At 68.4% G+C, this 20,495-nt stretch carries 15 protein-coding genes; 4 read left to right on the top strand and 11 right to left on the bottom strand.

Annotation, left to right across the window (positions count from 1 at the left end; genetic code table 11):
• Positions 1–69: 69 nt before the first annotated feature.
• The 10 genes from Poly30_RS14635 to tilS form a co-directional block, all read right to left on the bottom strand.
• Positions 70–447: a BlaI/MecI/CopY family transcriptional regulator gene (locus Poly30_RS14635; protein ID WP_419190198.1), complete on the bottom strand. Its 378-nt coding sequence runs from the start codon at positions 445–447 to the stop codon at positions 70–72.
• Positions 444–2,273, bottom strand: coding sequence for a M56 family metallopeptidase (locus tag Poly30_RS14630; protein WP_145198520.1), 1,830 nt, complete (start codon positions 2,271–2,273; stop codon positions 444–446). The genes Poly30_RS14635 and Poly30_RS14630 overlap by 4 nt, the downstream gene beginning before the upstream one ends.
• Positions 2,274–2,402: 129 nt before the next feature.
• Positions 2,403–4,346: an SGNH/GDSL hydrolase family protein gene (locus tag Poly30_RS14625; RefSeq protein WP_145198518.1), complete on the bottom strand. Its 1,944-nt coding sequence runs from the start codon at positions 4,344–4,346 to the stop codon at positions 2,403–2,405.
• A gap of 42 nt (positions 4,347–4,388) precedes the next feature.
• Entirely contained in the window at positions 4,389–5,597 is a 1,209-nt protein-coding gene (locus Poly30_RS14620; protein WP_145198516.1) for a DUF1501 domain-containing protein, read from the bottom strand.
• 10 nt (positions 5,598–5,607) lie between these two features.
• Positions 5,608–7,146, bottom strand: coding sequence for a DUF1800 domain-containing protein (locus Poly30_RS14615; RefSeq protein ID WP_419190197.1), 1,539 nt, complete (start codon positions 7,144–7,146; stop codon positions 5,608–5,610).
• Between the two features lie 250 nt (positions 7,147–7,396).
• Positions 7,397–7,987, bottom strand: a complete 591-nt coding sequence (gene purN, locus Poly30_RS14610; RefSeq protein WP_145198512.1) for a phosphoribosylglycinamide formyltransferase — start codon at positions 7,985–7,987, stop codon at positions 7,397–7,399.
• Positions 7,984–8,832 carry a phosphorylase family protein gene (locus Poly30_RS14605; RefSeq protein ID WP_145198510.1) on the bottom strand — a complete coding sequence of 283 codons (849 nt, stop codon included), beginning with the start codon at positions 8,830–8,832 and terminating at the stop codon, positions 7,984–7,986. Before Poly30_RS14605 ends, purN begins: the two co-directional genes overlap by 4 nt.
• On the bottom strand, positions 8,829–11,846 hold the full coding sequence (locus tag Poly30_RS14600) for an FHA domain-containing serine/threonine-protein kinase (RefSeq protein ID WP_145198508.1): 3,018 nt from the start codon (positions 11,844–11,846) through the stop codon (positions 8,829–8,831). The genes Poly30_RS14605 and Poly30_RS14600 overlap by 4 nt, the downstream gene beginning before the upstream one ends.
• The gene (locus tag Poly30_RS14595) at positions 11,843–12,646 is read right to left on the bottom strand and encodes a YggS family pyridoxal phosphate-dependent enzyme (RefSeq protein ID WP_419190196.1); all 804 of its coding nucleotides are present in this window, start codon (positions 12,644–12,646) and stop codon (positions 11,843–11,845) included. Before Poly30_RS14595 ends, Poly30_RS14600 begins: the two co-directional genes overlap by 4 nt.
• A gap of 34 nt (positions 12,647–12,680) precedes the next feature.
• A complete protein-coding gene (gene tilS / locus Poly30_RS14590) occupies positions 12,681–14,339 on the bottom strand; it encodes a tRNA lysidine(34) synthetase TilS (protein WP_419190195.1) in 1,659 nt (552 codons plus the stop codon).
• Between the two features lie 463 nt (positions 14,340–14,802).
• On the opposite strand from tilS, the gene gap reads away from it, so the two are divergent.
• The 4 genes from gap to accD all read left to right on the top strand — a co-directional run bounded on the left by gap (position 14,803) and on the right by accD (position 19,039).
• Positions 14,803–15,900, top strand: coding sequence for a type I glyceraldehyde-3-phosphate dehydrogenase (gap, locus tag Poly30_RS14585; RefSeq protein WP_145198502.1), 1,098 nt, complete (start codon positions 14,803–14,805; stop codon positions 15,898–15,900).
• A gap of 16 nt (positions 15,901–15,916) precedes the next feature.
• Positions 15,917–17,119: a phosphoglycerate kinase gene (locus Poly30_RS14580; RefSeq protein WP_145198500.1), complete on the top strand. Its 1,203-nt coding sequence runs from the start codon at positions 15,917–15,919 to the stop codon at positions 17,117–17,119.
• Positions 17,120–17,303: 184 nt separating this feature from the next.
• Positions 17,304–18,026 (top strand): ribulose-phosphate 3-epimerase, encoded by a 723-nt coding sequence (gene rpe / locus Poly30_RS14575; RefSeq protein WP_145198499.1) that lies wholly within the window; start codon positions 17,304–17,306, stop codon positions 18,024–18,026.
• Positions 18,023–19,039 carry an acetyl-CoA carboxylase, carboxyltransferase subunit beta gene (gene accD, locus Poly30_RS14570; protein WP_419190194.1) on the top strand — a complete coding sequence of 339 codons (1,017 nt, stop codon included), beginning with the start codon at positions 18,023–18,025 and terminating at the stop codon, positions 19,037–19,039. Before rpe ends, accD begins: the two co-directional genes overlap by 4 nt.
• Positions 19,040–19,192: 153 nt before the next feature.
• On the opposite strand, the gene Poly30_RS14565 is transcribed toward accD, so the two are convergent.
• The gene (locus Poly30_RS14565) at positions 19,193–20,485 is read right to left on the bottom strand and encodes a class I SAM-dependent methyltransferase (protein ID WP_145198497.1); all 1,293 of its coding nucleotides are present in this window, start codon (positions 20,483–20,485) and stop codon (positions 19,193–19,195) included.
• Between the last annotated feature and the right edge of the window lie 10 nt (positions 20,486–20,495).

The raw sequence follows: 20,495 nt of genomic DNA, 5'->3' as shown, positions 1-20,495 counted from the left end.
GCGATGGTAGCATTGGCAATACCGCCAGGAAACAGGAGCATGTCCTCGGCGATACCGCTCGGTGGAGCTTCACTCGTGCTCTTGGATCATGCGCTGGATCTCCGCCAGGTCCTTCTCGCTCACGCTTCGGGTGTCCAGGAGATGCGCGAAGAGTCCCGTCACGTCGCCAGCGTAGACATCCTCCACCAGCTCGGACGTCATGGTTCTGCCGACCTCGTCGGCGTTGACGAGCGCGCGGTAGAGGAACTGGCGACCTTCGGTGCGGTGGGTCAGGACTCCGCGCGCTTCCAGCCGCTTGAGCAACGTGGCGACCGTGGTCGTCGCGAGGGGGCGATCGGTTTGCAGGGCGGCGTGGACCTCGTTCACGCTGGCCTCGCTCTTCCTCCACAGCACACGAAGTACGGCGAGCTGGAGAGAGGTGAGTCGGAGTTCGGGATCTGGGCTCAATTCTCGTAGCTCCCCATGAAGTACACGTTGGAGAGACCGAGTTCCGGCAGAACGGCCAGGACCTCGGCGGTCTGGCCGAAGCGGACGCCTTTGCGAATGTCCAGGACGACCTCCATCTCCTTCCCACTCTCGATCAGTTCCGCTGCAGCCGCCACGAATTCGGCCTTGTCCGTTAACGTGTTTGGGGCCGGGTGTGTATCAGCGACTTCTGTTTCCGTCTCGGACTCCTCGAGCGGCGCCTGGCGGATGGTCCCCGATGACTTCCCCACCGTATAGGTCACGCCTCGAGCCGGATCCCCGGCATCGATTGCGTCCAGGCGCACATGGAGGGAGAGATATTGACCCGGCACCACCACGCCCGCGTCGTAGGGCAAGGGAGTCTGAAACGTCCTGCCGTTCACCCTCAGACGAACGTCGGCCATACTGATGCTACGGTCTCCGGCGAACGACATGATTCGGAGCAGCTGCTTCAACTCCACGTCAGCGGAGCCCGACACAACGATTGCGCCTTCGCGGATCGGCCACGTCACGGGCACGCCGAGGCCCTTCTTCGAGAGCTCATCCTGGGTGAAGGGCCGCAGGTCGAGAGCTGCCAGTTTGAGCCACTCCAGGAGCCGGCCACGCTCGAAGCGGTCGTCCATGTCGACCTGGATCTCCGGCATCGGAGGATAGTCCGCCGAGCGGCGGGCGGTCGCCGTACGGTCCTCGGCTACCTCGATCAGGATCGCGCCGTCGAAGGGATCCGGCTCGGCGCTGTCTTCTGCGGTCGAGCCCGTCGACACGGCGGGCGCGCAGCAGGCAAAGCCGACGAGCGCCAGCGCTGCACCTGCCCCGAACCTGCGGCCCACCGGGCGGTCGGTGTCCTCCAGCAGGTGCCGCACACGCCCGACGAGCTCACCCGGCGCCGCCGCCATCGCGGGCACCGAGTTCGGGACCTCGAGCCCACCGCGGGTTTCGGCGGACCAGGTCGCGACCGCCGCCAGGCAGCGCGCCACGGCGGCCGAGCTACCGACTCGACGCGCCGCGAGAGCGTCGCAGGCTACCTCCGCCGAGGCATTGAGCGCGGCGCGAACCCGTCGATGCCAGGGCAGGAAGAAGAACGCCCGCTCGAGGATCGCAGCGGCCATGAACCACGCCGGATCGCAGCGCGTGACGTGCGCGAACTCGTGGGCGAGCAGGGCCTGGCGGTCCTGTTCGGACAGAGCGTTCCAGCAGCTCCGCGGGACGCAGATCTCGCTGGACGAGAGCGCGACGGGCGCGCGCAGGGCGTCGGAGACCGACAGTTCGATGGGGGGACGGCCAGCCGCCTCGGCCCAGGACCCCAAAAAGCCTCGGGCCGCGCGATCGTTCAGAGGCTCGCGCGCGAGCGAGCGAAGAAACCGCGAGCGCTCCCGAAGGATGCGGCCCACGAGAAGCGCGGAAACGGAGCCGAGGGAGAGCCAGAGCCAGGCGGGCCAACCGGCCTTCCGCTCCCCGTCGTCATCCGACGGGTCGACAGACGACGCGGCGCCAGCCAGGGGCATCGCACGTGTCTCTGCGGTGAGTTCCGTTCTGACTGCCGCCCGCGGACCGAAGGCGAGCGTTCCGGTCGCTGCCTGGTGACTCGGTCTTGAAGCCCGGAGCTCCAGCGGCGCCACGGCGCTCCAGGGCACGCTCGAGCTGATCAGTGCCCCGAAGAGCGCGACCTTGAGCACGACGCTGCTGCGGGCCCCTGGTGCCTTCAGAAGGCGGACCAGGAGAAGCCCGGCTGCTCCCAGGGCGAGGCTGTGGAGCGCATAGGTCAGGAGCCAGGGGAGGGCGGCATCAGCGACGAGCGGAACGTTCATGGTGGACTCCAAGGGATGACAGTGGGGCAGGCGAACTACGACACCTGTAATACTACAGGTGTCGTTAGTCGGCTACGGGGTTTGTCGAGAATCCCGCGGTGCGCCTCGCCGGACGGACCGGGGCGCGGCTCAGTCGTTCACCAAGAAGCGGGCAATGCGTACGGCGTGCCCCCGGCTGCGCTCGTTCTTCGTCGCGGCGATGCGCACCTCCAGCCGGTGGGCCGCGCCGTCCAGCTCGGCCTCGAGTACGTGCACCCAGGGCAGGTGCAGGCCCCCGCTCCAGGGCGTGAAGAGGTCCGTGGTGCGCCAGGGGCCCCCGTCGATCCGGTGCTCGATCGTGCCCGCGTCCGGGCCAGCCGCGACCCAGAGGCCCACCGCGCGGCCCTCGAACGGGAGCGTCAGCTGATCGCCCGGCTTCGTAGCGACCAGCATCGGGACGTCGACGAATCCATCGCGCACGCCGCCTCCGATGCCGCCTTGGCGCGGATCGCAGTCGGGAACGAGCTCGAAGCCGGCTCGCGTGGTCGCTTCCTTCAATGGAACGAGCCGCGCCGCGTCGTAGCTGAAGGGATCCAGCGCAGCTGGCATTCCATGGGGCGTGGGGGACTCAGGAACGGCCGACTCGCCGTCCCAGCACTTGGAGAGCAGACGAAGCACGCTCGCCGCATACAGTTGCTGGCCGAAGGGCGACGGATGCAGGTTCTTGAAGTCGTCCTCCCAGGTGAACTCACTCGCATCGATGCGCTCGGTGACCTCCCATGCGAGATTCACCGATGAGAGGCCGTAGCGCTCGGCCACCGCTTCGTGCTGCTCGATGACGAGCGGCACCTCCCCCGCCCGGTAGGTGGCCATCTTGTCCGGGTCCACGAAGTGCAAGAGCACCACGTCCATCGCAGGGTTCGACCTCAGCGCCTGGCGAACGATGCCCTCGGTCCCGCGCACCATCTCCACCGCGCTGCGTCCGTTGGTGGAGTCGTTCACCGCCGCTTCCTGGAAGAGAAGATCGACGGGGCCGTGGCTCAGAACATCGCGGGTGAAACGGAACGCGCCCGGTGTGCTTCCCATGGACGGATTGCCCGCTGCGAGGAAGTCGAACTCGGTCTTGGGAAACCGCTCGCGCAGGTACGCGCAGACCTCGTCTCGCCAGCCCGGGTTGTGGGTGATCGAGCCGCCGAGGAACGCCACGCGACCGCGCTTCGCTCCCTCGAAGCGCGCGCGGCAGTTCTCCAGTGTGCCGCGCACCACGAGGCGGTCGTGATGGGTGAGGCCCTGGTTCGCGAGCGCGTGAGCGACGGCGAAGTCCGTCAGCTTCTGCGACCGAAACCAGCCGCTCCACATGTCGTGCCCTCGGCCCTCGATCACCGCGATCTCGACCGGACCTCCGAGCGTGGCGTAGCGCTCGGCCAGGAGCGCGGAGTTCGCGTCGAGGGGAACGACCGTGTCCGCATCGCCGTGGATGTGCAGCACGGGTACGCCGGCGCGCGCCAGAGCCGCCAGCTTCTCGATCGGGTTGTGATCTTGGAGCGCGGCTCCCAGTGCCTCCGCGCTCATCCCGAAGGCGGGCGCTGCACGATCGAGACCCGGGTAGCTGACCAGGTTGCAGACGGGATAGATGCCCGCGACGGCCCCGACCGATTCAGGGTGCTCGACGGCCCAGCCGTAGAGCATCAGCCCGCCCCGGCTGCGCGCGAGCAGCACCGGCCTCCGCGCCAAGCCGCGCTCGGTCGTCAGCGATTCGTAGAGCGCCTGGAAAGCGGCGCGCCCCTCCGGGTTGCCGTAGGACTCGCCCACGTCGATCCCCGCCACGGCGATCCCCGCGGCCAGGAAACGATCGAACATCCACGTCTCCTCTTCGGCCGGGAGACCCTCCAGCGTCGGCGCGTACCAGACCCATGGCATCGGGCCTGGCCGCCGCGCCGCCTCCTCCGGCTCGATGACGAACGCGGTGTGACCATCGATGGCGAACACCTCGCCCGGGCGCGGCAGCTCCTTGTTCTGCGCGGCGCTGGCCGCCGCGAGACCCGAAAGGAACGAAAGGACGAGAACGGCGAGCGCGGGAGCCAGTTGGACCATGGAACGATCATAGGGATTCGCTCTGGTCACCGTTGCAGACCACTAACTCACGATGCCCCAATCGGTCGGGACGTGGTTCGGAAAGAGCGCCCCTGCCGCCGCATTGCCCATCCGGTCCCGCAGGATCTCGATCAGCACATCGCGGTAGTCGATGCGAACCGGCAGCGCCTTGTCGTCCAGCACCGCGGGGTCGAGGCCGACCCAGTCGTGGAGCACCTGCCCACCGTTCACGTGGCCGCCCATCACGAGCATGCAGCCGCCGCGGCCGTGGTCCACGCCGCCGGATCCGTTGGCGTCCACGCGCCGACCGAACTCGCTCATCGCCGCGACGGTCACGTCGTTCATCAGCACGCCGAGGTCCAGGCGGAACGCGAGAAGAGTCTGCGAAAGCTCCGCCAGCATCTCCGCCATCTGCCCGCTGACCGGCCCGAGGTTGTCGTGGTGGTCCCAGCCGCCGCGGTCGATCTCGATCGCCTCGATGCCGATGCCCGCCTTGATCAGCGCAGCCGCCGCCTTGAACCGATCGCCAAACTCTGTGTCCGGGTAGACCGCTCCACCGGACGGGACGTAGTTCTCGAAGTTGAGGCCCGCCAGCAGGTCGATCGTGTCGAGCGTGGCCTCGGCGGCGCCGCGGATCGGCTGGCTCTCGAAGGCGTAGAGGTCGCGCAGCACTTCCTGGCGCGCGAGCCGTGACGACTGATAGCCGTTGAACGCGAAGTCCGAGGGGTCCGGGATGCTCAGCGTCGCCGGCGCGCCCGCCAGCGTCAGCGGCGCCGTGAAGTCGATCGCCACGCCGCGGAGCTTGGCTGCGGGGCTGACGGCTGGCACGCCCGCCAGGTGCCGGCCGAGCCAGCCCGTGGTGATGACCGGCGCCGCCTGATTCGGCACGCCGCCCTCGATGAACTTCATCGCGTCGAAGTGCGAGCGCGTCGGGTCCGGCGAGCCGGCGGTTTGCACGAACAGCAGGTCGCCCGCGAGGTACGCAGGCAAGAGCGCCGAAGCCGCCTGGCTGAGCCCGAAGAAGCCGTCGAGGTCGGTCACCCCGTCGACCTGGCCGGGGCCCGGAAGCGCGAGGTTGCCGCGCTGCCAGGCGTAGTCCGGATCCGCGTACGGAACGCAGAGCGACAGACCGTCCATGCCGCCGCGCAGCATGACGAACACGAGCACGTCGCGCGCGGGCCCGCCGCTGGCGGCGAGCGTGATCCTGGGGAGGCGGTCCTGAAGGACGCCGAGTCGGTTGTGTTTTCCCATGGCAGACTCCTTAGTAGCGCCCGAACGAGGGGCTGGATGCGACGAGTTCGAGCGCTTCACCGACGATCTGGTCCGTCGGCTGGCTGAAGCCGTTGATGTATTGCTGGATGCGCTTCACCTCGCGTGGCCGCATGGTGCCGCCGGTCAGAAGCATGGAGAGATGCTGGGCCCAGCCCGACATGGGCGTGGAGCCCAGGAGTGCCCGGATGTCGCCGATCGTGTGCGGGGACGACCAGTACCAGCCCTGCCCGAAGACCGCCGCCTGCTGCCAGCGCGGCATCAGAAGCGACGCCCACGCGCCCTCGACGTCCGGGTAGCCGTTGGGCGCCTTCCACTGGAACGGCGGCTGCCCGAGGTTCCAGATCATCCAGATCGTGTCGGTGGGCGTCGGAAGATCGATGCCCGTCGCGCGATACAGCGAGACGATCCAGTGGAAGGGGCGCTTCAGCTTCGGCTCGCGCCAAGGACGCGCCAGTCGGATCGACTCCTCGCTGAGGAGCGAGCGCACGACCTCGCGGATCTCTCCGCCGGTCGCGATCCACCGTGCACGCGCCGCGTCGATCGCGGCCTGGGGAGGCGCGTAGCCGAGCAGCCACTTCGCTAGCTTCGTGGTCACGAAGTCGATCGTGCTCGGATGATCGGCGAGGTGATCCAGCAGGATCTCCGCGTCCTCGATGCCGCCGCCCGCCGGGAGCTGCACGCCGAGCACCGTCTTCGCGCCCGTGTCGTGCTGCTGGGGGCGGAAGCGGAACTCCCCGTACTGCGTCATCGACTCCCACGGCTTCCAGTACGTCCAGCCCGTGAAGCAGCGCGCCAGCTCGCGCACGTCGTTCTCCGTGTAGGGGCCGTCGACGCCGAGCGTGTGCAGCTCCATCACTTCCCGCGCGTAGTTCTCCTGGGCGGCTCCGACGACGTTCGTGTCGTTGTCGAGGAACGCGATCATCGCGGGGCTCCGCGCAGACGCTTGCAGGAGGTCCTGGAACCGGCCCAGCGCGTGGGTCCGGATGACCTCTTCGTCGTCGACGATCTTCAGGACGAACGTGTCGTCGGCCGATCCGTAGATGCTGAAGTGGTCCGTCCAGAACTCGACGATTCGCTCGAAGAGCTGCCGCTTCGAGTAGGTGGCGCGGAGCAGCCGAACCGCGCGCGCTTCGTGGGCGATCTCCCAGACCTCCTTCGTCGGATGATCGTTCATCTCGGCCGCGGACCAGCCGAGCCACTCGAAGCTCGCCAGGCGTGCCTCGAGCGCGCTGTCGTCGATCTGCAGCGGCTGGAGCTGCCAGTCGACCCAGCCGTCGAGGCCCCTCTGCGCGACGTCGTTCAGCATGTCCCGGGTCACGCCGAAGCTCGCGCGTCCCAGGGCCCACGCGTTCACGAGCGAGGGCTCCATGGTCGCCGCCGCCTGGAGGCTAGCGGGTGTGGCGCGCGCCACGGTCGCGGAAGCGGCGGCGGCGGCCACCGCCGCGCTGCCCCTCAGGACCGTGCGGCGGTTCGGGCCTCCCGACGTGGGGGAAGCCGGCGCCCGTGAACTCTTCTGGCTCTCTTGCATGGATGCACCTCTTGAACTGCGGGATCGAGCGCGTAGGGGATGCGCTCCGAACTTCAGGAGAGGCGCCGCGCGAGCCAGCGTCCAGATAACTTTGCGCTCACCTGACGTGAGCGCGTCTTCAACCATGACGTTGGAGCCCGAATGCCCCGAAGTTGCGCCCGGCTTCGAGCCAAGCTAACGACCGTCCGAAATCGCGCTCATGAAGTCTCTGGGATCCATGTGCGCGGCCGCGCCCTGCGTCGAGGGTGGGCTACTGCTTCTCCAGGAACGACAGGACGCCGATCGGGAGCGCCAGCAGTTCCTCTTCGAAGACGCGCCGGGCCAGCGTCTCCGCGGTGTCACCCGGCTCCACCGGGCACCAGCGCTGAAGCAGGATCGGGCCGTTGTCGTAGATCTCGTCCACGAGGTGCACCGTGCAGCCGGTCACCTGGCAGCCGCGCTCCAGGACCGCGCGATGCACGCGGCCGCCGTAGAAACCCTTGCCCCCGAAGGCTGGCAGCAGCGAAGGGTGAATGTTGATCACGCGACCCTTGTGGTCGTCGGGGATCCAGAGCTTCTTAAGGAAGCCCGCCAGCACCACCGCGTCGACGTTCGCCTCACGGATGACGTCGAACACGCGCGCGCCATAGGCCTCGTCCGTCTCGTCGGGCTCCGGCGCGATCACGCTCGCGGGGACGCCGCAGCGCTCCGCTCGCTCGAGCGCCTGGACGCCCGGACGATTCGAGATCGCGAGTACCACGTCGACCGGAAAGTCCGCGCGCGGGTCCTTCGACAGCTCCGCGAGGTTCTCCAGGTGGCGGCCTGTTCCCGAGACGAGGACGGCGATCCGATAGCGCTTCAAGCGGGCGTCTCCTCGCGCCGGACGGCGACGAGAGCGCCGGCTTCGGCGGCGATCCGCGTCACGAGTCGATCGAGCGACGGAGCCACGCGCGACGCGCGCAGCACCATGTCCGCGATCCCGAGCTGCTCGCTCGCGAGGTCCGTGATCGCCGTGAGCGAGAGCACCCCGAGTCCCGCGTGCGCAGAAGCGATCAGGGGATCGCTGAGCCGCTGGACTGCGATCCCCGCTCCTGCCAGCCGATAGGAGCCCATCTCCGCCGGCGTCGAGAGCGCCGGGCCGATCGTGCACGCCACGACCGCTGCCTGGAGTTCGATGCCCTCGCTCTGGGCGACGGAACGCGCGAGTTCCGCCAGCTTCTCGTCGTGGACGCGCGTCTGGTCCGGGAAGAGGGGCCCGAAGCGGCTCTTGCCGAGCCCCAGGAGCGGCGTCGTCCCCGAGAGATTGATGTGATCGGTCGCGCGCACGATCGACTCCGGTCGAGTGACCTCTTCGTCGAGCGCCGTTCCGGCGGACGTATGGATCAGGAACCTGGCGCCCGCCGCAGCCGCAAGCCAGACCGGAAACGCGCGCGTCCACGCAGCGTCGCCCGCCCTTCCGTTCGGCGCGTCTTCGATGATCCACACGCTGGAGCTACCGAGCGACCCCGCGTAGAGGGCGAGGTCGCGGTAGGCATCCGGCGCCCCGGCGACGTCGGCGAACTCCAGCTTCACGCCGCTCTCCAGTGCCTCGATCAGCCCGGTCGTTCCGGTGGCCGGGAAGAGGAGCAGGTCGGGGTCCGGCGTCCCTGCGGATCGAACGGCGCCGAGGGCCTGCGTGACCGCTTCGTCCATGGAGGAGACCGTCATTGGGAACCTCCCTGGGACAGCATCATCACGAGCCAGGCGTCGCGCCGCTCCTTCAGGAGTCGCTCGAGTCGCTCGGCGCTCGCATCCCAGCGACCCTCGTCACGGGCGATGAGCGCCTCGGTCAGCATGCGCGCCGCGCGCTCCTGCTCGAGGATCAGATCGAGCAGCGTTCGCTGGCCCATGAGACCCCGGATTTCGGCCTCCAGATCGTCCTGTGCGCGCGTGGCCCACTCGCGCGCCTCGACGAACGCCGCGGTGATCACCGACGGGTCGGCGGGCGAGATGCGCTGCGCCGAGGCGCCGAGCGCCGCCTCCAGACCGCCGAGCGTCTCCAGCGTGGCGCTGATGGTCAGGAGCGTGGCGATGCCCCGCGATTCCTCGGCCGTCCAGTCGCGGTTGAGTCTTCCGAGGAAGAGGTTCTCCAGCTCGGCGGTGTGACCTGCCCAGGCGGAGAACGGTAGCTCCTGGGAGTCGCCGCCGTCGGCGATCCTGAGCGCTCCGCCCGAGATCCCGACGATCTCCACGCTGCCCGAGGCGCCGGGCCGGGGGTCCAGGACGCTCTGCCGGCGCCAGCCTGGCGAATCCCAGCCCATGACGAGCGCGGTGAGCGCTCGATCGGCGGCAGCGAGGTCGGCCGCGCGCTCGGCGAGCCGTGAGCGCAGCGGCTCTTCACTCGTCATGCCTGCGGCTTTCTCCAGCCGCGAGGCAGCGGCTGCCATCGAGAACGACGTCAGCTCGCGCTCGATGCCGGACGCGATCAGCGAGCGCACTTCATCGCGTTCCTTGCGGAGGCGATTCTCCTCGAACTCGTCCTCGCTGCTCGCCATCGAAAGCAGTCGATCCGACACGGCCTGGGCGAGCGCGCGAAACTCGGCGACGGAGGAAGGCACCGCTTCGTCGCCGAGGATCGGAGCGTCCGTCGTGGACGGCAGGCTGGCGGCGGTCAAGAAGTCCTCCAGCGGAGCCCGCGTGCCGGTGAAGTCTCCCGCCGCGGCCGCTTCGTCGGCCGCCGCCATGGCCGCACGCCCGCGCGCGAGGCCCAGCTTCATCGCCTCGTCGATGATCTGGTTGCGGGCCTGTCGAAGCCCGAGGTCACGCGCCAGATCCACCTGGCTGGGGGCGAGGGCCTGCATGGCCTGGATGGCTCGACCCGGAAGGAACGGCGTCGTATCCAGCGCGGCGGCCGCCCTGAGCGCCTCGATCGCGGCGGTGCGGGCCGCCGTGCTCGATGCTTCGCTCAGCGCCTCCGAGGCGGTCTTCGACTCGATCTGTTCAGCTTCGGCCAGTGCCTTCGTGGCGGTGTCCGTGCCGGCGAAGGCCTCGGCCAGCGCGCGCAGGCGCGCGACTCGCTGCGCGGGAGCGAGATTCTCGTCCCCGAGTTCGAGGTACGCGAGGCTGGCCCGGTACTCGAAGGAAGCCTCGGCGCCGCCGGAGCCTTCCTGGGGTCCCGTGGACCCAATCGCCCCGTCCGGAGTCGCCGCTCCGATCTGGACGTCGTTCGGATCGTCCGTTTTCCCGTTCCTGGGCGATCCGCTCTCGGCGCCCATGGCCGTGGACGTATCGTCGTTGCCTCCGCTGCTGCGGGTCGGAAAGCGATCGTCGGTCCGAGGGGCGGGGTCGTCTCCGCCGCCGAGGGCGAGCATCGCCACGACCGCGCCCGCGAGCACCACGCCTCCGATGAGGAGCGGTTTCGGGATGCCGCCTGACTTCACCTGCAGCGGAGGCGCGCCGCCGACCTGGCCGCCCGATTGGCGCAGCCGTTCGATCTCCGCCAGCAGGATGGCCGCGGAGGGGTGACGATCCTCCGGCTTCTTGGCGAGGAGGCGATGGATGGTGTCGGCCATCGCCGCCGGGAGACCGGGGACGCGCGCCGCGAGGGAAGGCGCCTCGTCCTGGAGCGCGGACCGCAGGATCTCGCGCGTATTGGCGCCCTCGAACGGAGTGTGCCCGCTGAGGATGCGGTAGGCGGTGGCGCCCAGGGAGTAGAGGTCCGACGCTGACGTCGCCGACGCGCCGCGCACGACCTCGGGAGCCAGGAAGTGCGGCGTGCCGAACACCTTCCCGTCGCCCGAGTCGACCATCTCCTGCTCGACCTGCACCGCGAGTCCGAGGTCGGCGATCTTCGTCACGCCGTCCTTGTTACGCATCAGGTTCTCGGGCTTGATGTCCCGGTGAACGATGCCGTTCGTCTCGGCGTAGACGAGGCCCGCGGCGGCGTCGCGCAGGATCTCCAGCGCCTCGCGCCACGGGATCGGCCCGCCCTTCTTCAGCTGCTCTTCGAGGGAGCTTCCGTCCATGTACTCCATCGAGAGGAAGTGCTGATCGCCTTCCTGTCCGACGTCGAACACGGTGACGATGTTCGGGTGGTTGAGTCGGGCGGCGGAGCGCGCCTCGTCGCGGAACCGCCGGACGAAGGTCGCGTCCTTCGCCAGGTCTGCCTTGAGCACCTTGAGAGCGACCTTGCGGTCGAGGCTGGTTTGTACGGCCAGGTACACATCGCCCATCGCGCCGCGTCCGAGCGGGCGTTCGAGCCGGTAGCCCCCGAGTTCGCGGGTCTTCGGTCGACTGGCCGGGGCGGACGTCTTGCGGGGCTGGGGGGCCCTGGGCTGGGACGCCGCGGCCTGGGACGCCGCTGGCTTGGCCTTCGCGGGCTCCGCCCGGGGCTCCGCCTTCGGCGCCGCTCCTGCGGCCTGCGATTTCGCGGAGAAGACACGAAGCTTGCGGGAGCCGATCAGGATTTCGTCGCCGTCGCTCAGCTTGGCCGCGTCGACGCGCTTGCCGTTGACCATCGTTCCGAAGTCGGAGCCGAGGTCCTTGAGGGCCCAGCCGCCCGACTTGAGCCTGCCCACGGTGCAGTGGACGGGGGCGACACCCTGGCCCTCCACGTGAAACGACGCGCGGTCCTTGGCCGAGCCGATGACGAGACGGCCCTGGCGCGGGAGCTCGGCGGGGGCGACGGTCGTGTCGCTGGAGCCTCCGGGTGAGAGGGCCTCGAGGAAAAGAGCGTCGCTCATCGGTCGGCAGGTCGTGGGGAAGGAGGAGAGGCGAGGTTCAGGTCTTCGAAGAGCGCTGAACCGATGCGGACGAAGCGCGAGCCGTGCTGGAGGGCGGCTTCGAGGTCGCCGCTCATGCCCATGGAGAGACGGCACTTGCCGCCCGAGAGGAGGTCCGGTGACTGGAGCTCGAGATCGCGGGCCAGGGCGGCTATCTCGAAGAACACCTCGTCGACGGTGCGGAGGTCGCGGGCCGGGCCCATGGCCATCAGTCCTGCGACCTGAACCTGCGGCGAAGCGGCGAGGACCTCAAGGACCTCCGGAACCCCGGCGGCGAGCAGGCCGTGTTTTTCGGTCTCGCCGGTCAAATTGACCTCGATGAACACCTCGACGTCGCGCTCCAGCTCTTCCGCGATGCGAACGACCGTTTCGGCGAGGCGGAGGGAGTCGACCGAGTGCAGGACGTCCGCGCGCTCCAGAATCCGGCGAGCCTTGTTGCGCTGGATATGACCGATGAAGTGCCAGCGTGGACGCACGCCCGCCGCCTCGAAGGCCAGAACCTTCTCCTCGAATCGGTCGGCTCGATTCTCGGCCAGGTGCGGTGTGAGCCCCCGGGCGACCATCACGTCGACGAGGGCCAGCGTCACCTCGGAGGAGACGGTCTTGGTCACGGCGACCAGCTCCGGGGCGCGGCCGCCTTCCGGAACGTTCGCGCCGATTCGGGTGAGCACGCGGCTCAGGTTCCGCTCCAGCAGAGAACGCAGCTCCTGGGAGCCGGAATCTCCGGGGACATCGATGGGGCTTGGGATGAATCTGGACACGGGTGGGGCAGCATATCCGCCCACACCCCGGTAGTCACCGCTCGCGGACGCCTTCCAGCGTCAGCTTCACGCGCTTCTTGGTGCTCGGCTGCACCTTGCGCGCCTCGGCGACGCGGACGCCCGCGACCCAGAGGATCTCGCCGGTCGCCGACGAGACGACCAGTGGAACGTTGCCGCGCTCCTCGCGGGGAATCCCGATATCGCTCAGGAAGCGACGGAGCGGCTTGTGACCGGGAGCGCCGAGGCCGCGGAAGCGGTCGCCGGGCTGGCTGAATCGCACCTGGAGATCACCGACGCCGTCGGCGTCGATCTCGACCGAGGTGACGCTCGGAGCGAACTCCGCCGACGAGCTCAGCAGCGTGGCGTGGATCGATCGGCCGTCGGGGAGCTGGACCGCGCCGGGGATGCCGAGGCTGAGGCCGGATCCCGCGAGCGGCGCCGCCGCACCGGAAGCCGACGCTTGCTTCGGAGCGGAGACCACCTCGGGAGTGGACAGGGCCGCTGGATGAAGCTCCGAGTCGATCGAGGGGCGTTCGGCGGTGCGCACCTTGGGGGCGGACACCTTCTGCGCGGCCCGGGTTTCTGCCACTGGTTCGGCCACGGCTGCGCCGCCGCTTCCGCCGGAGCCAGGGCTGAGAAGGCCGCTCGGCGGCGTGAGGTGCAGCGCATCGGACTGAAGCTGCACGGTCCAGCCCTCGTGGATCTCACGGCGGCCGGTCCGGCCCTCCGTCAGGTCCTCGGCGAGATTCTGGAGAACATGGCGCGCCGGGCGCTGGCCCGTGCCTTCCCCGATGAGGCGGCCGAGGGCGCGCTTCATCAGCGTGGGGGACAGGTCCCCGAGGCGATCGCGGCGGATCGAGCCGCCGAGATCCGGCATCGAGGCGGAGCGTCGCGCCGCCTCGTGGGCGACAGGGTCCCAGGTGATGTGGGCGGTCCGATCGGCGAGTTCGTCCTCGAAGGACTCCACGGCGCGGGCGAACGCACGGAGGTTCTCGACGCCCTCGTCGCCGCACTGGGCAGCGATTTCGGGGAGTACGGTGGAGCGAACGCGGTTGCGGCTGAAGGCTGCCGACGAGTTCGTCAGGTCCTCGCGCCACTCGATTCCGTGCTGACGCAGGGCGCTGCGCACTTCCTCGCGCCGCATGCCGATGAGCGGGCGAAGCACGCGGAGCGGCCGCTCGGTCTCCGCCGAGAAGGCGCCCGGGCCCAGGATCGTCTCACGACGGAGGCCGGCGAGGCCCTGCATGTCCGTGCCGCGCATCCAGCGCATGAGGAGCGTCTCGACGGCGTCATCCTCGTGGTGGCCGGTCAGGATCACCGAGATGCCCGCGTTGGCGGCTTCCTCGGCGAGCGCCTTGTACCGGGCCTGGCGAGCGCGGCCTTCGAGGTCGCTGGCCTCGGGGTCGATCTCGACCATGCGGCGGGCGAACGGCAGGCCGAGCTTCGCGCACAGGCGCGCGCAGAACTCGGCGTCCGTGCGGGACTCCTCACCGCGCAGGCCGTGGTCCACGTGGATCGCCAGCGCCCTGGGCCGGGGGACCGAGCGGGCGATCATCGTCGCCAGGTAAACGCTGTCGGCGCCGCCGGAGAGGGCGATGGCGACCGGCGTCGTGGGGGCGACCTCGAGGGGCCGTCCCAGGAGGCTCCAGCGGTGCGACCAGAAGGCGTCAGGGTTGGATCCTTCGGTGTGCATGGCAGAGCGGTGGTTCGATGCGGGTCCAGTCACGATGGAAAGGCAGCCCGAGCTGCCGAGGTCGCATTGTTCGGGGAAAGAGGTTCCAGCGCCAGAAAATGGAGCGGGCATTGCCGGGAAAGTCGCGATCGGGGGGGGGGCGCCGTGCGGGGCGGCCGGGGTAGGCCAGCTGGGGTCGCAGGGGGGGGTAGCAAGGCGCAGATGATCGGAAACCATCCCGTAGGGCAGGGGAGATGCGCGCGCAGACCTACCCCTTCGTTGAACCCATCGGTGGAGGTACGTACGCTCTGTCCGCCTTCTCTGGAGATTTCTCACAGCCCGGTCCATTTCGCCCCGAAGTTCGCGCTTCGGAGCGCTGGACGAACGTGGGGGAAGCCAGAATTCGCTCACTCAACCCGGTTCGCTTGGCGTTCCGGGCTCGCTCTCCCCTTCGGCCCCCCCGGGGCCACCCACACCCAGCTTCATGCGCATCGCGATCAACGGCTTCGGCCGAATCGGACGAAACGTCTTCCGCATCATCGAGAACACCCCCGGCATGGAGGTCGTGGCCATCAACGACCTCACCGACGCCGCGACCCTCGCTCACCTCCTCGAGTACGACTCGGTCCACGGCCGCTTTCAGGGCACCGTGAAGTCCGGCAAGGGCTTCATTACGGTCAACGGCCGGAAGATCACCATCACCGCCGAGCGGGACCCCGCGAATCTTCCCCACGGGGAGAACAAGGTCGATTTCGTCGTGGAAGCGACGGGCGTCTTCACGACGCGCGAGGCCTGCACCAAGCACCTCACCGCCGGCGCCAAGAAGGTCTGTCTCACGGTTCCGCCGAAGGACGAGATCGACGCCATGATCGTCATGGGCGTGAACCACGACGTCCTGAAAGGCGACGACCTGATCATCTCCAACGCCTCGTGCACCACGAACTGCCTCGCGCCGATCGCCAAGGTCCTCGATGACGCCTTCGGCATCGACCACGGCATCATGACGACGACCCACGCGTACACGAACGACCAGCGGATCCTCGACCTTCCGCACTCGGACCTTCGTCGCGCCCGCGCCGCTGCGGTGAACATCATTCCGACGTCGACCGGCGCCGCCCGCGCCGTCGGCAAGATCCTTCCGAAGCTCGCCGGCAAGCTCGACGGCATGGCGCTTCGCGTTCCGGTTCCGGACGGCTCCGTGGTCGACCTCGTGGCACGCCTCAAGAAGCCGGCGAGCATCGAGCAGGTCAACAAGGCGCTTGCGGATGCCGCGAAGAAGGGGGATCTCAAGGGCATCCTCGAGTACAGCGACAAGCCGCTCGTCTCCAGCGACATCATCGGCAACCCGCACAGCTCGGTCGTCGATAGCCTCGCGACCATGGCCATGGACGGCGGTAAGACCGTCAAGGTCATCTCCTGGTACGACAACGAGTGGGGCTACTCCAACCGCGTCGTTCAGCTCATGAAGTTCGCGCACAAGATGAAGCCGACGAAGAAGGCGGCTGCGAAGAAGACCGCCGCGAAGAAAGCGGCGTCGACGAAGGCTCCCGCCAAGGCGCCCGCGCCCAAGAAGAGCGCCTGATCGGCGACCCTGAATCATGAATCTCGACGTACCTGACCTGGACTCGCTGGGTGATCTCAGCGGCAAACGCGTGCTCGTTCGCGCGGACTACAACGTTCCCGTGGACAAGAAGACCGGGGCGATCACCGATGACACGCGCATCAGCGCGGGCATCGGCACGCTTCGGAAGATCCTGGATCGCGGCGGTCGACCGGTGGTGCTGGTGCACTTCGGACGGCCCGATGGTGAGGTCGTCGAATCCATGCGCGTCGGCGTGATCGGCGAGCGCCTGCAGGAGCTGCTGGGCTCGCCGGTTCTGACGCTGAAGGAGAGCACCGGCCCGGCGGTCGAGGACGCGATCGCGTCCGCGCCCGAGGGGACGACGGTGCTCTGCGAGAACGTTCGCTTCCACAAGGGTGAGACCAAGGGCGATCCCGAGCTGGCCAGAGCGTTCGCGCGCCTCGGGGATGTGTTCGTGGGGGACGCGTTCGGCGCGGCCCACCGCGATCACGCTTCGGTGTCGGGCGTCGCGCGATTGCTCCCGTCGGCAGCCGGCGACCTTCTCGCGGCCGAGTGCCGGGCGTTCGCCAAGGTGCTCACGAACCCGGAGCGCCCCCTCGTGGCCATTCTCGGCGGCGCGAAGGTGAGCGACAAGCTGACCGTGATCGACAGCCTGCTCGATCGCTGCGACGCGCTCCTCATCGGGGGCGGCATGGCGTATACGTTCCTGAAGGTTCAGGGCCACACCGTCGGGGCCTCGCTGGTCGAGGAGGACCGCCTCGTGATGTGCCAGGAGGCCCTCGCCAAGGCGGAGAAGAAGGGGGTCGACCTGATCCTGCCCGTGGATCACGTGGTGGCCGATCGGTTCGCGGCGGACGCCGAAACCCGGATCACCGACGTCGATATTCCCGAGGGCCTCATGGCCCTCGACATTGGCCCGAAGACCCGCGAAGTGTACGCGGACAGGATCCGGTCGGCGCAGACGGTGATCTGGAACGGGCCGATGGGGGTCTTCGAGTTGGAGGCCTTCCGCGCCGGTACGGAGAGCGTCGGCAAGGCGCTAGCCGAGTGTAAAGGGACGACCGTGGTGGGGGGCGGCGACTCGGTCGCGGCGATTCACCTCCTCGGGCTCAGCGACCGGGTGGACCATGTGTCCACCGGCGGTGGAGCGTCCCTGGAGCTCCTGGAGGGCAAGGTCCTTCCCGGAATCGAAGCCCTTGGCCCCGCATCGCGCTCCTAGTGCCCTGAATCAGAGGTTCGTCGCATTAGTTTCAGTCTGTTTCGTTTCGTAGCAAGGCGTCCGAACCGCAGTGCGTAGCAGTAGTTCCGTCCAAGGTTCGGCAACGCAGCTACGGAGCGAAACGGGCGAAACTAATGCGACGAACCCCTGATTCAGGGCACTAGGAGCGACTATCATTCACGCCATGCAGGACTCGTCCCCCCGTACGCCGATCATCGCGCCGTCGCTCCTCTCGTGCGACTTCACGAGGATCGGTGACGAGATCCGCGCCATCGAAAGCGAGGGCGCGGACTGGTTGCACGTGGACGTGATGGACGGTCACTTCGTGCCAAACATGACGTTCGGTCCGCCGCTCGTCCAGGCGATGAAGTCGGTGGCCACTCGGCCGCTCGACGTCCACCTGATGGTGTCGAACCCCATCGCGTACGCGTCGAACTACGTCGACGCGGGCGCCCAGGTGCTGACCTATCACTGGGAGGCGATGGGCAGTGGCACGGTCCGCGGGGCGAAGCTCGCGAACAAGGCGTTCCGCGACGCGGGCGCGCCCATGGTCGGCGTCTCCATCAACCCGAACACCCCGGTCGAGCCTCTGGAGGCGATCCTCGACGAGGTCGACCTCGTCCTGATCATGAGCGTGTTCCCGGGCTTCGGTGGTCAAAGGTTCATGGAGCATACGCTGTCGAAGACTCGCTGGCTCCGGGAGCAGGGCTTCCGGGGCATCGTCGAGATGGACGGCGGTCTCAATGCCGAGACACTGCCGCTTTGCGCGGCGGCTGGAGCCGACGCATTCGTCGCTGGCTCGGCCATCTTTGGTGCCGCCGATCGAAGGGGGACCATCGAGTCCTTCCGTCGTGCCGCAGTGGAGGCCATGAAGGAGCCGATCAGCGGCTCAGGAACCGTCCGATGAGCGATATCAGTATGGCCAAAGAGAACACTTCACCGGATGGAAAGGACGGCGCTGCCCCCAAGCGCGGCCGTCTCGACAGGCTTCGTTTCCGCAAGAAGGAGCTGCCCACCGGGCTCTGGCTCAAGTGCGAGCACTGCGAGGCCACGATCTATCGCAAGGAGGTCGTCGAGAAATCGTACACCTGCCCGAGCTGCGACTTCCACTTCACGATGCCGGGGCGTGATCGGGTGCGCCACACGCTGGACGCAGGTTCCTGGGAAGAACTCTTCCCGGACCTGACGGCGATGGACCGCCTCCACTTCGTGGACTCCGGTCCCTACGGCGACAAGATCGAGCGCACGGTTCAGCGGACCGGCCAGAACGAGGCCCTGATCGCGGGGCGCGGCGAGATCCACGGCCGCCCCGTGATTCTCGGCGTCATGGACTTCAAGTTCCTCGGCGGCTCGATGGGCGAGGTCGTGGGAGAGAAGATCGCGCTCGCCTGTGACGTCGCTCGGCTGGAGAAGCGGCCTCTCGTCCTCTTCACGGCTTCGGGCGGGGCCCGGATGCACGAGGGGATGCTGTCGCTGATGCAGATGGCCAAGACCTGCTCGGCGCTGTCCTCGCTTCAGGAGGCGGGCGGCTTTGCCATCTGCGTGCTGACCCACCCGACGACCGGTGGTGTGACCGCTTCGTTCGCGATGGTCTGCGACCTGACGCTCGCCGAACCGGGCGCGCTCATCGGCTTCGCGGGTCCGCGCGTCATCGCCAGCACCATCAAGCAGGAGCTTCCCCCCGGATTCCAGCGCTCGGAGTTCCTGCTGGAGAAGGGGCAGATCGACGCGATCGTCTCGCGCGACGACATGCGCGAGACGCTGGCGAATTTGATCGACTACGGCACCTACGCCTGGGACGAGATCGGGACCCGGCGAGTCACGATCCCTGGGATGGAGGTCGAGCCTGTCGCCAGCGAGGAAGCGGCAGCCGCCGGCGTGGAAGCGGCGGATCGAGACGCCGACGAGACAACGGGCTGACGGGCGGAGGCGGCGAGGCGACAGGTTGCGCTGCAGTGACCCTTGCGCTGCAGTGAGCCTTGCGCTGCAGTGAGCCCTCCGCTGTAGTGAGCCCCCCGCTGCAGTGAGCCCCCCGCTGCAGTGCACTCGGCCCGAAGGCCGAGCGGTCGCAGGCTACTCTTCGCTTCCCGGCGCCTGCAGGTGCATGACCCAGGAATCGAAGCGGTCCTGCATCGGGGAACCGAATGATCCGTCCAGCGCGGTCATGAGCTTGTTCATCCAGAGCAGCGGGTAGGTCAACAGCCCCTTCAGCTTCGTCTCGTTGAGGTGCATCAACTCCGGGATCGGGCGTGTGATCTGGTAGGCGCCGCTGCGGACGTGCTTGAGGCCACGGGCCTCGAGCCCTGCGCGGATCGCCTCGCGGGTGCGTGCGTTCATCTCGCGCACGGGCAGGAGCGGTTTGCGCATGCGGCGGCGCAGGAAGCCCTTGGATAGTGGGTGGATGTCGCCTACCACGAGGTCAGCGCCCGGAGCCAGCGTCGCGACGAGGCCGTCCATCCAGGCCTCCACGTCGGGTGAGAAGCTCACGACGCCCGAGCTCACCACGTAGTCGAAGCGCTCGTTCGTCGCGCCCTCGTGAACGCCGCCGAACGGGGGCGCCTCGCCGAAACCCACGCGGCCTTCGAACCTCTGGACTCCTTCCTTCTCTGCGTTCTTGCCGGTGATCTTGACCATCTCCGGGCTCGGATCGAACGACGCCAGGTAGACGTCGCCGACGGCCTTGGCGACCTCGATGCCGACCCATCCAGCGCCGCAGCCGAAGTCGAGGACGCGCAGCGGACCACCGTTCTTCGGAGCCGGCAGCGGCTGGACGAAGTGTCCCACGAAGCGGCGCATCCAGCGAAAGTGGGGATAGCCGGGGCCGCCGGGCTGTCCGTCCCATCCGGACGCGTTCTTGTCGAACTTCTCGACGGTCGCTTCGGGGGCCATCACGTGAGCGGTTCGTCTGCCGAACAGGACGGCCCCGTCGAAGTCGAACGTGCCTTCGACCTCTTCCGTTCCGCCGAGCGTGATGCGACGTGCGCGCCCTCCCTGGCAGCGGAGAATGGCTCCCACGTGAATCATGGGCCACAGCGAATTGCGCCACGTGGCCAGTCGACGGTCGTCGACCTTGCCTTCCAGCACCAGGAGGAAGGCAGAGTCGTCGTCGAGTTCGGCGTCGAGGCTCGCGAAACGGCGGCCGACGAGGATTTCCTGGGGCGCCACGACGTGGAAACGGTCACCGGCGTCAGGGCTCGTGCCCAGCTCGAGGACCTCGAGGGGGTTCAGCCCGAAGGCTTCGAACACGGAGCGAAGCTCCGAAGGTCCGACGAGAGGGCCCCGTGGCGAGTGGGGGCCGAGGGCCGCCAGCTGGGCGCGATCCGGGACGGACTTCGAGGAGGTCGTGACGGGGAGAGTGACTGACATGTCTATGACA

It is taken from the genome of Saltatorellus ferox (genome assembly GCA_007751475.1).
In the GTDB taxonomy this organism is placed as follows: Bacteria; Planctomycetota; UBA1135; order UBA1135.
This window is presented reverse-complemented; position numbering and strand designations above follow the sequence as displayed.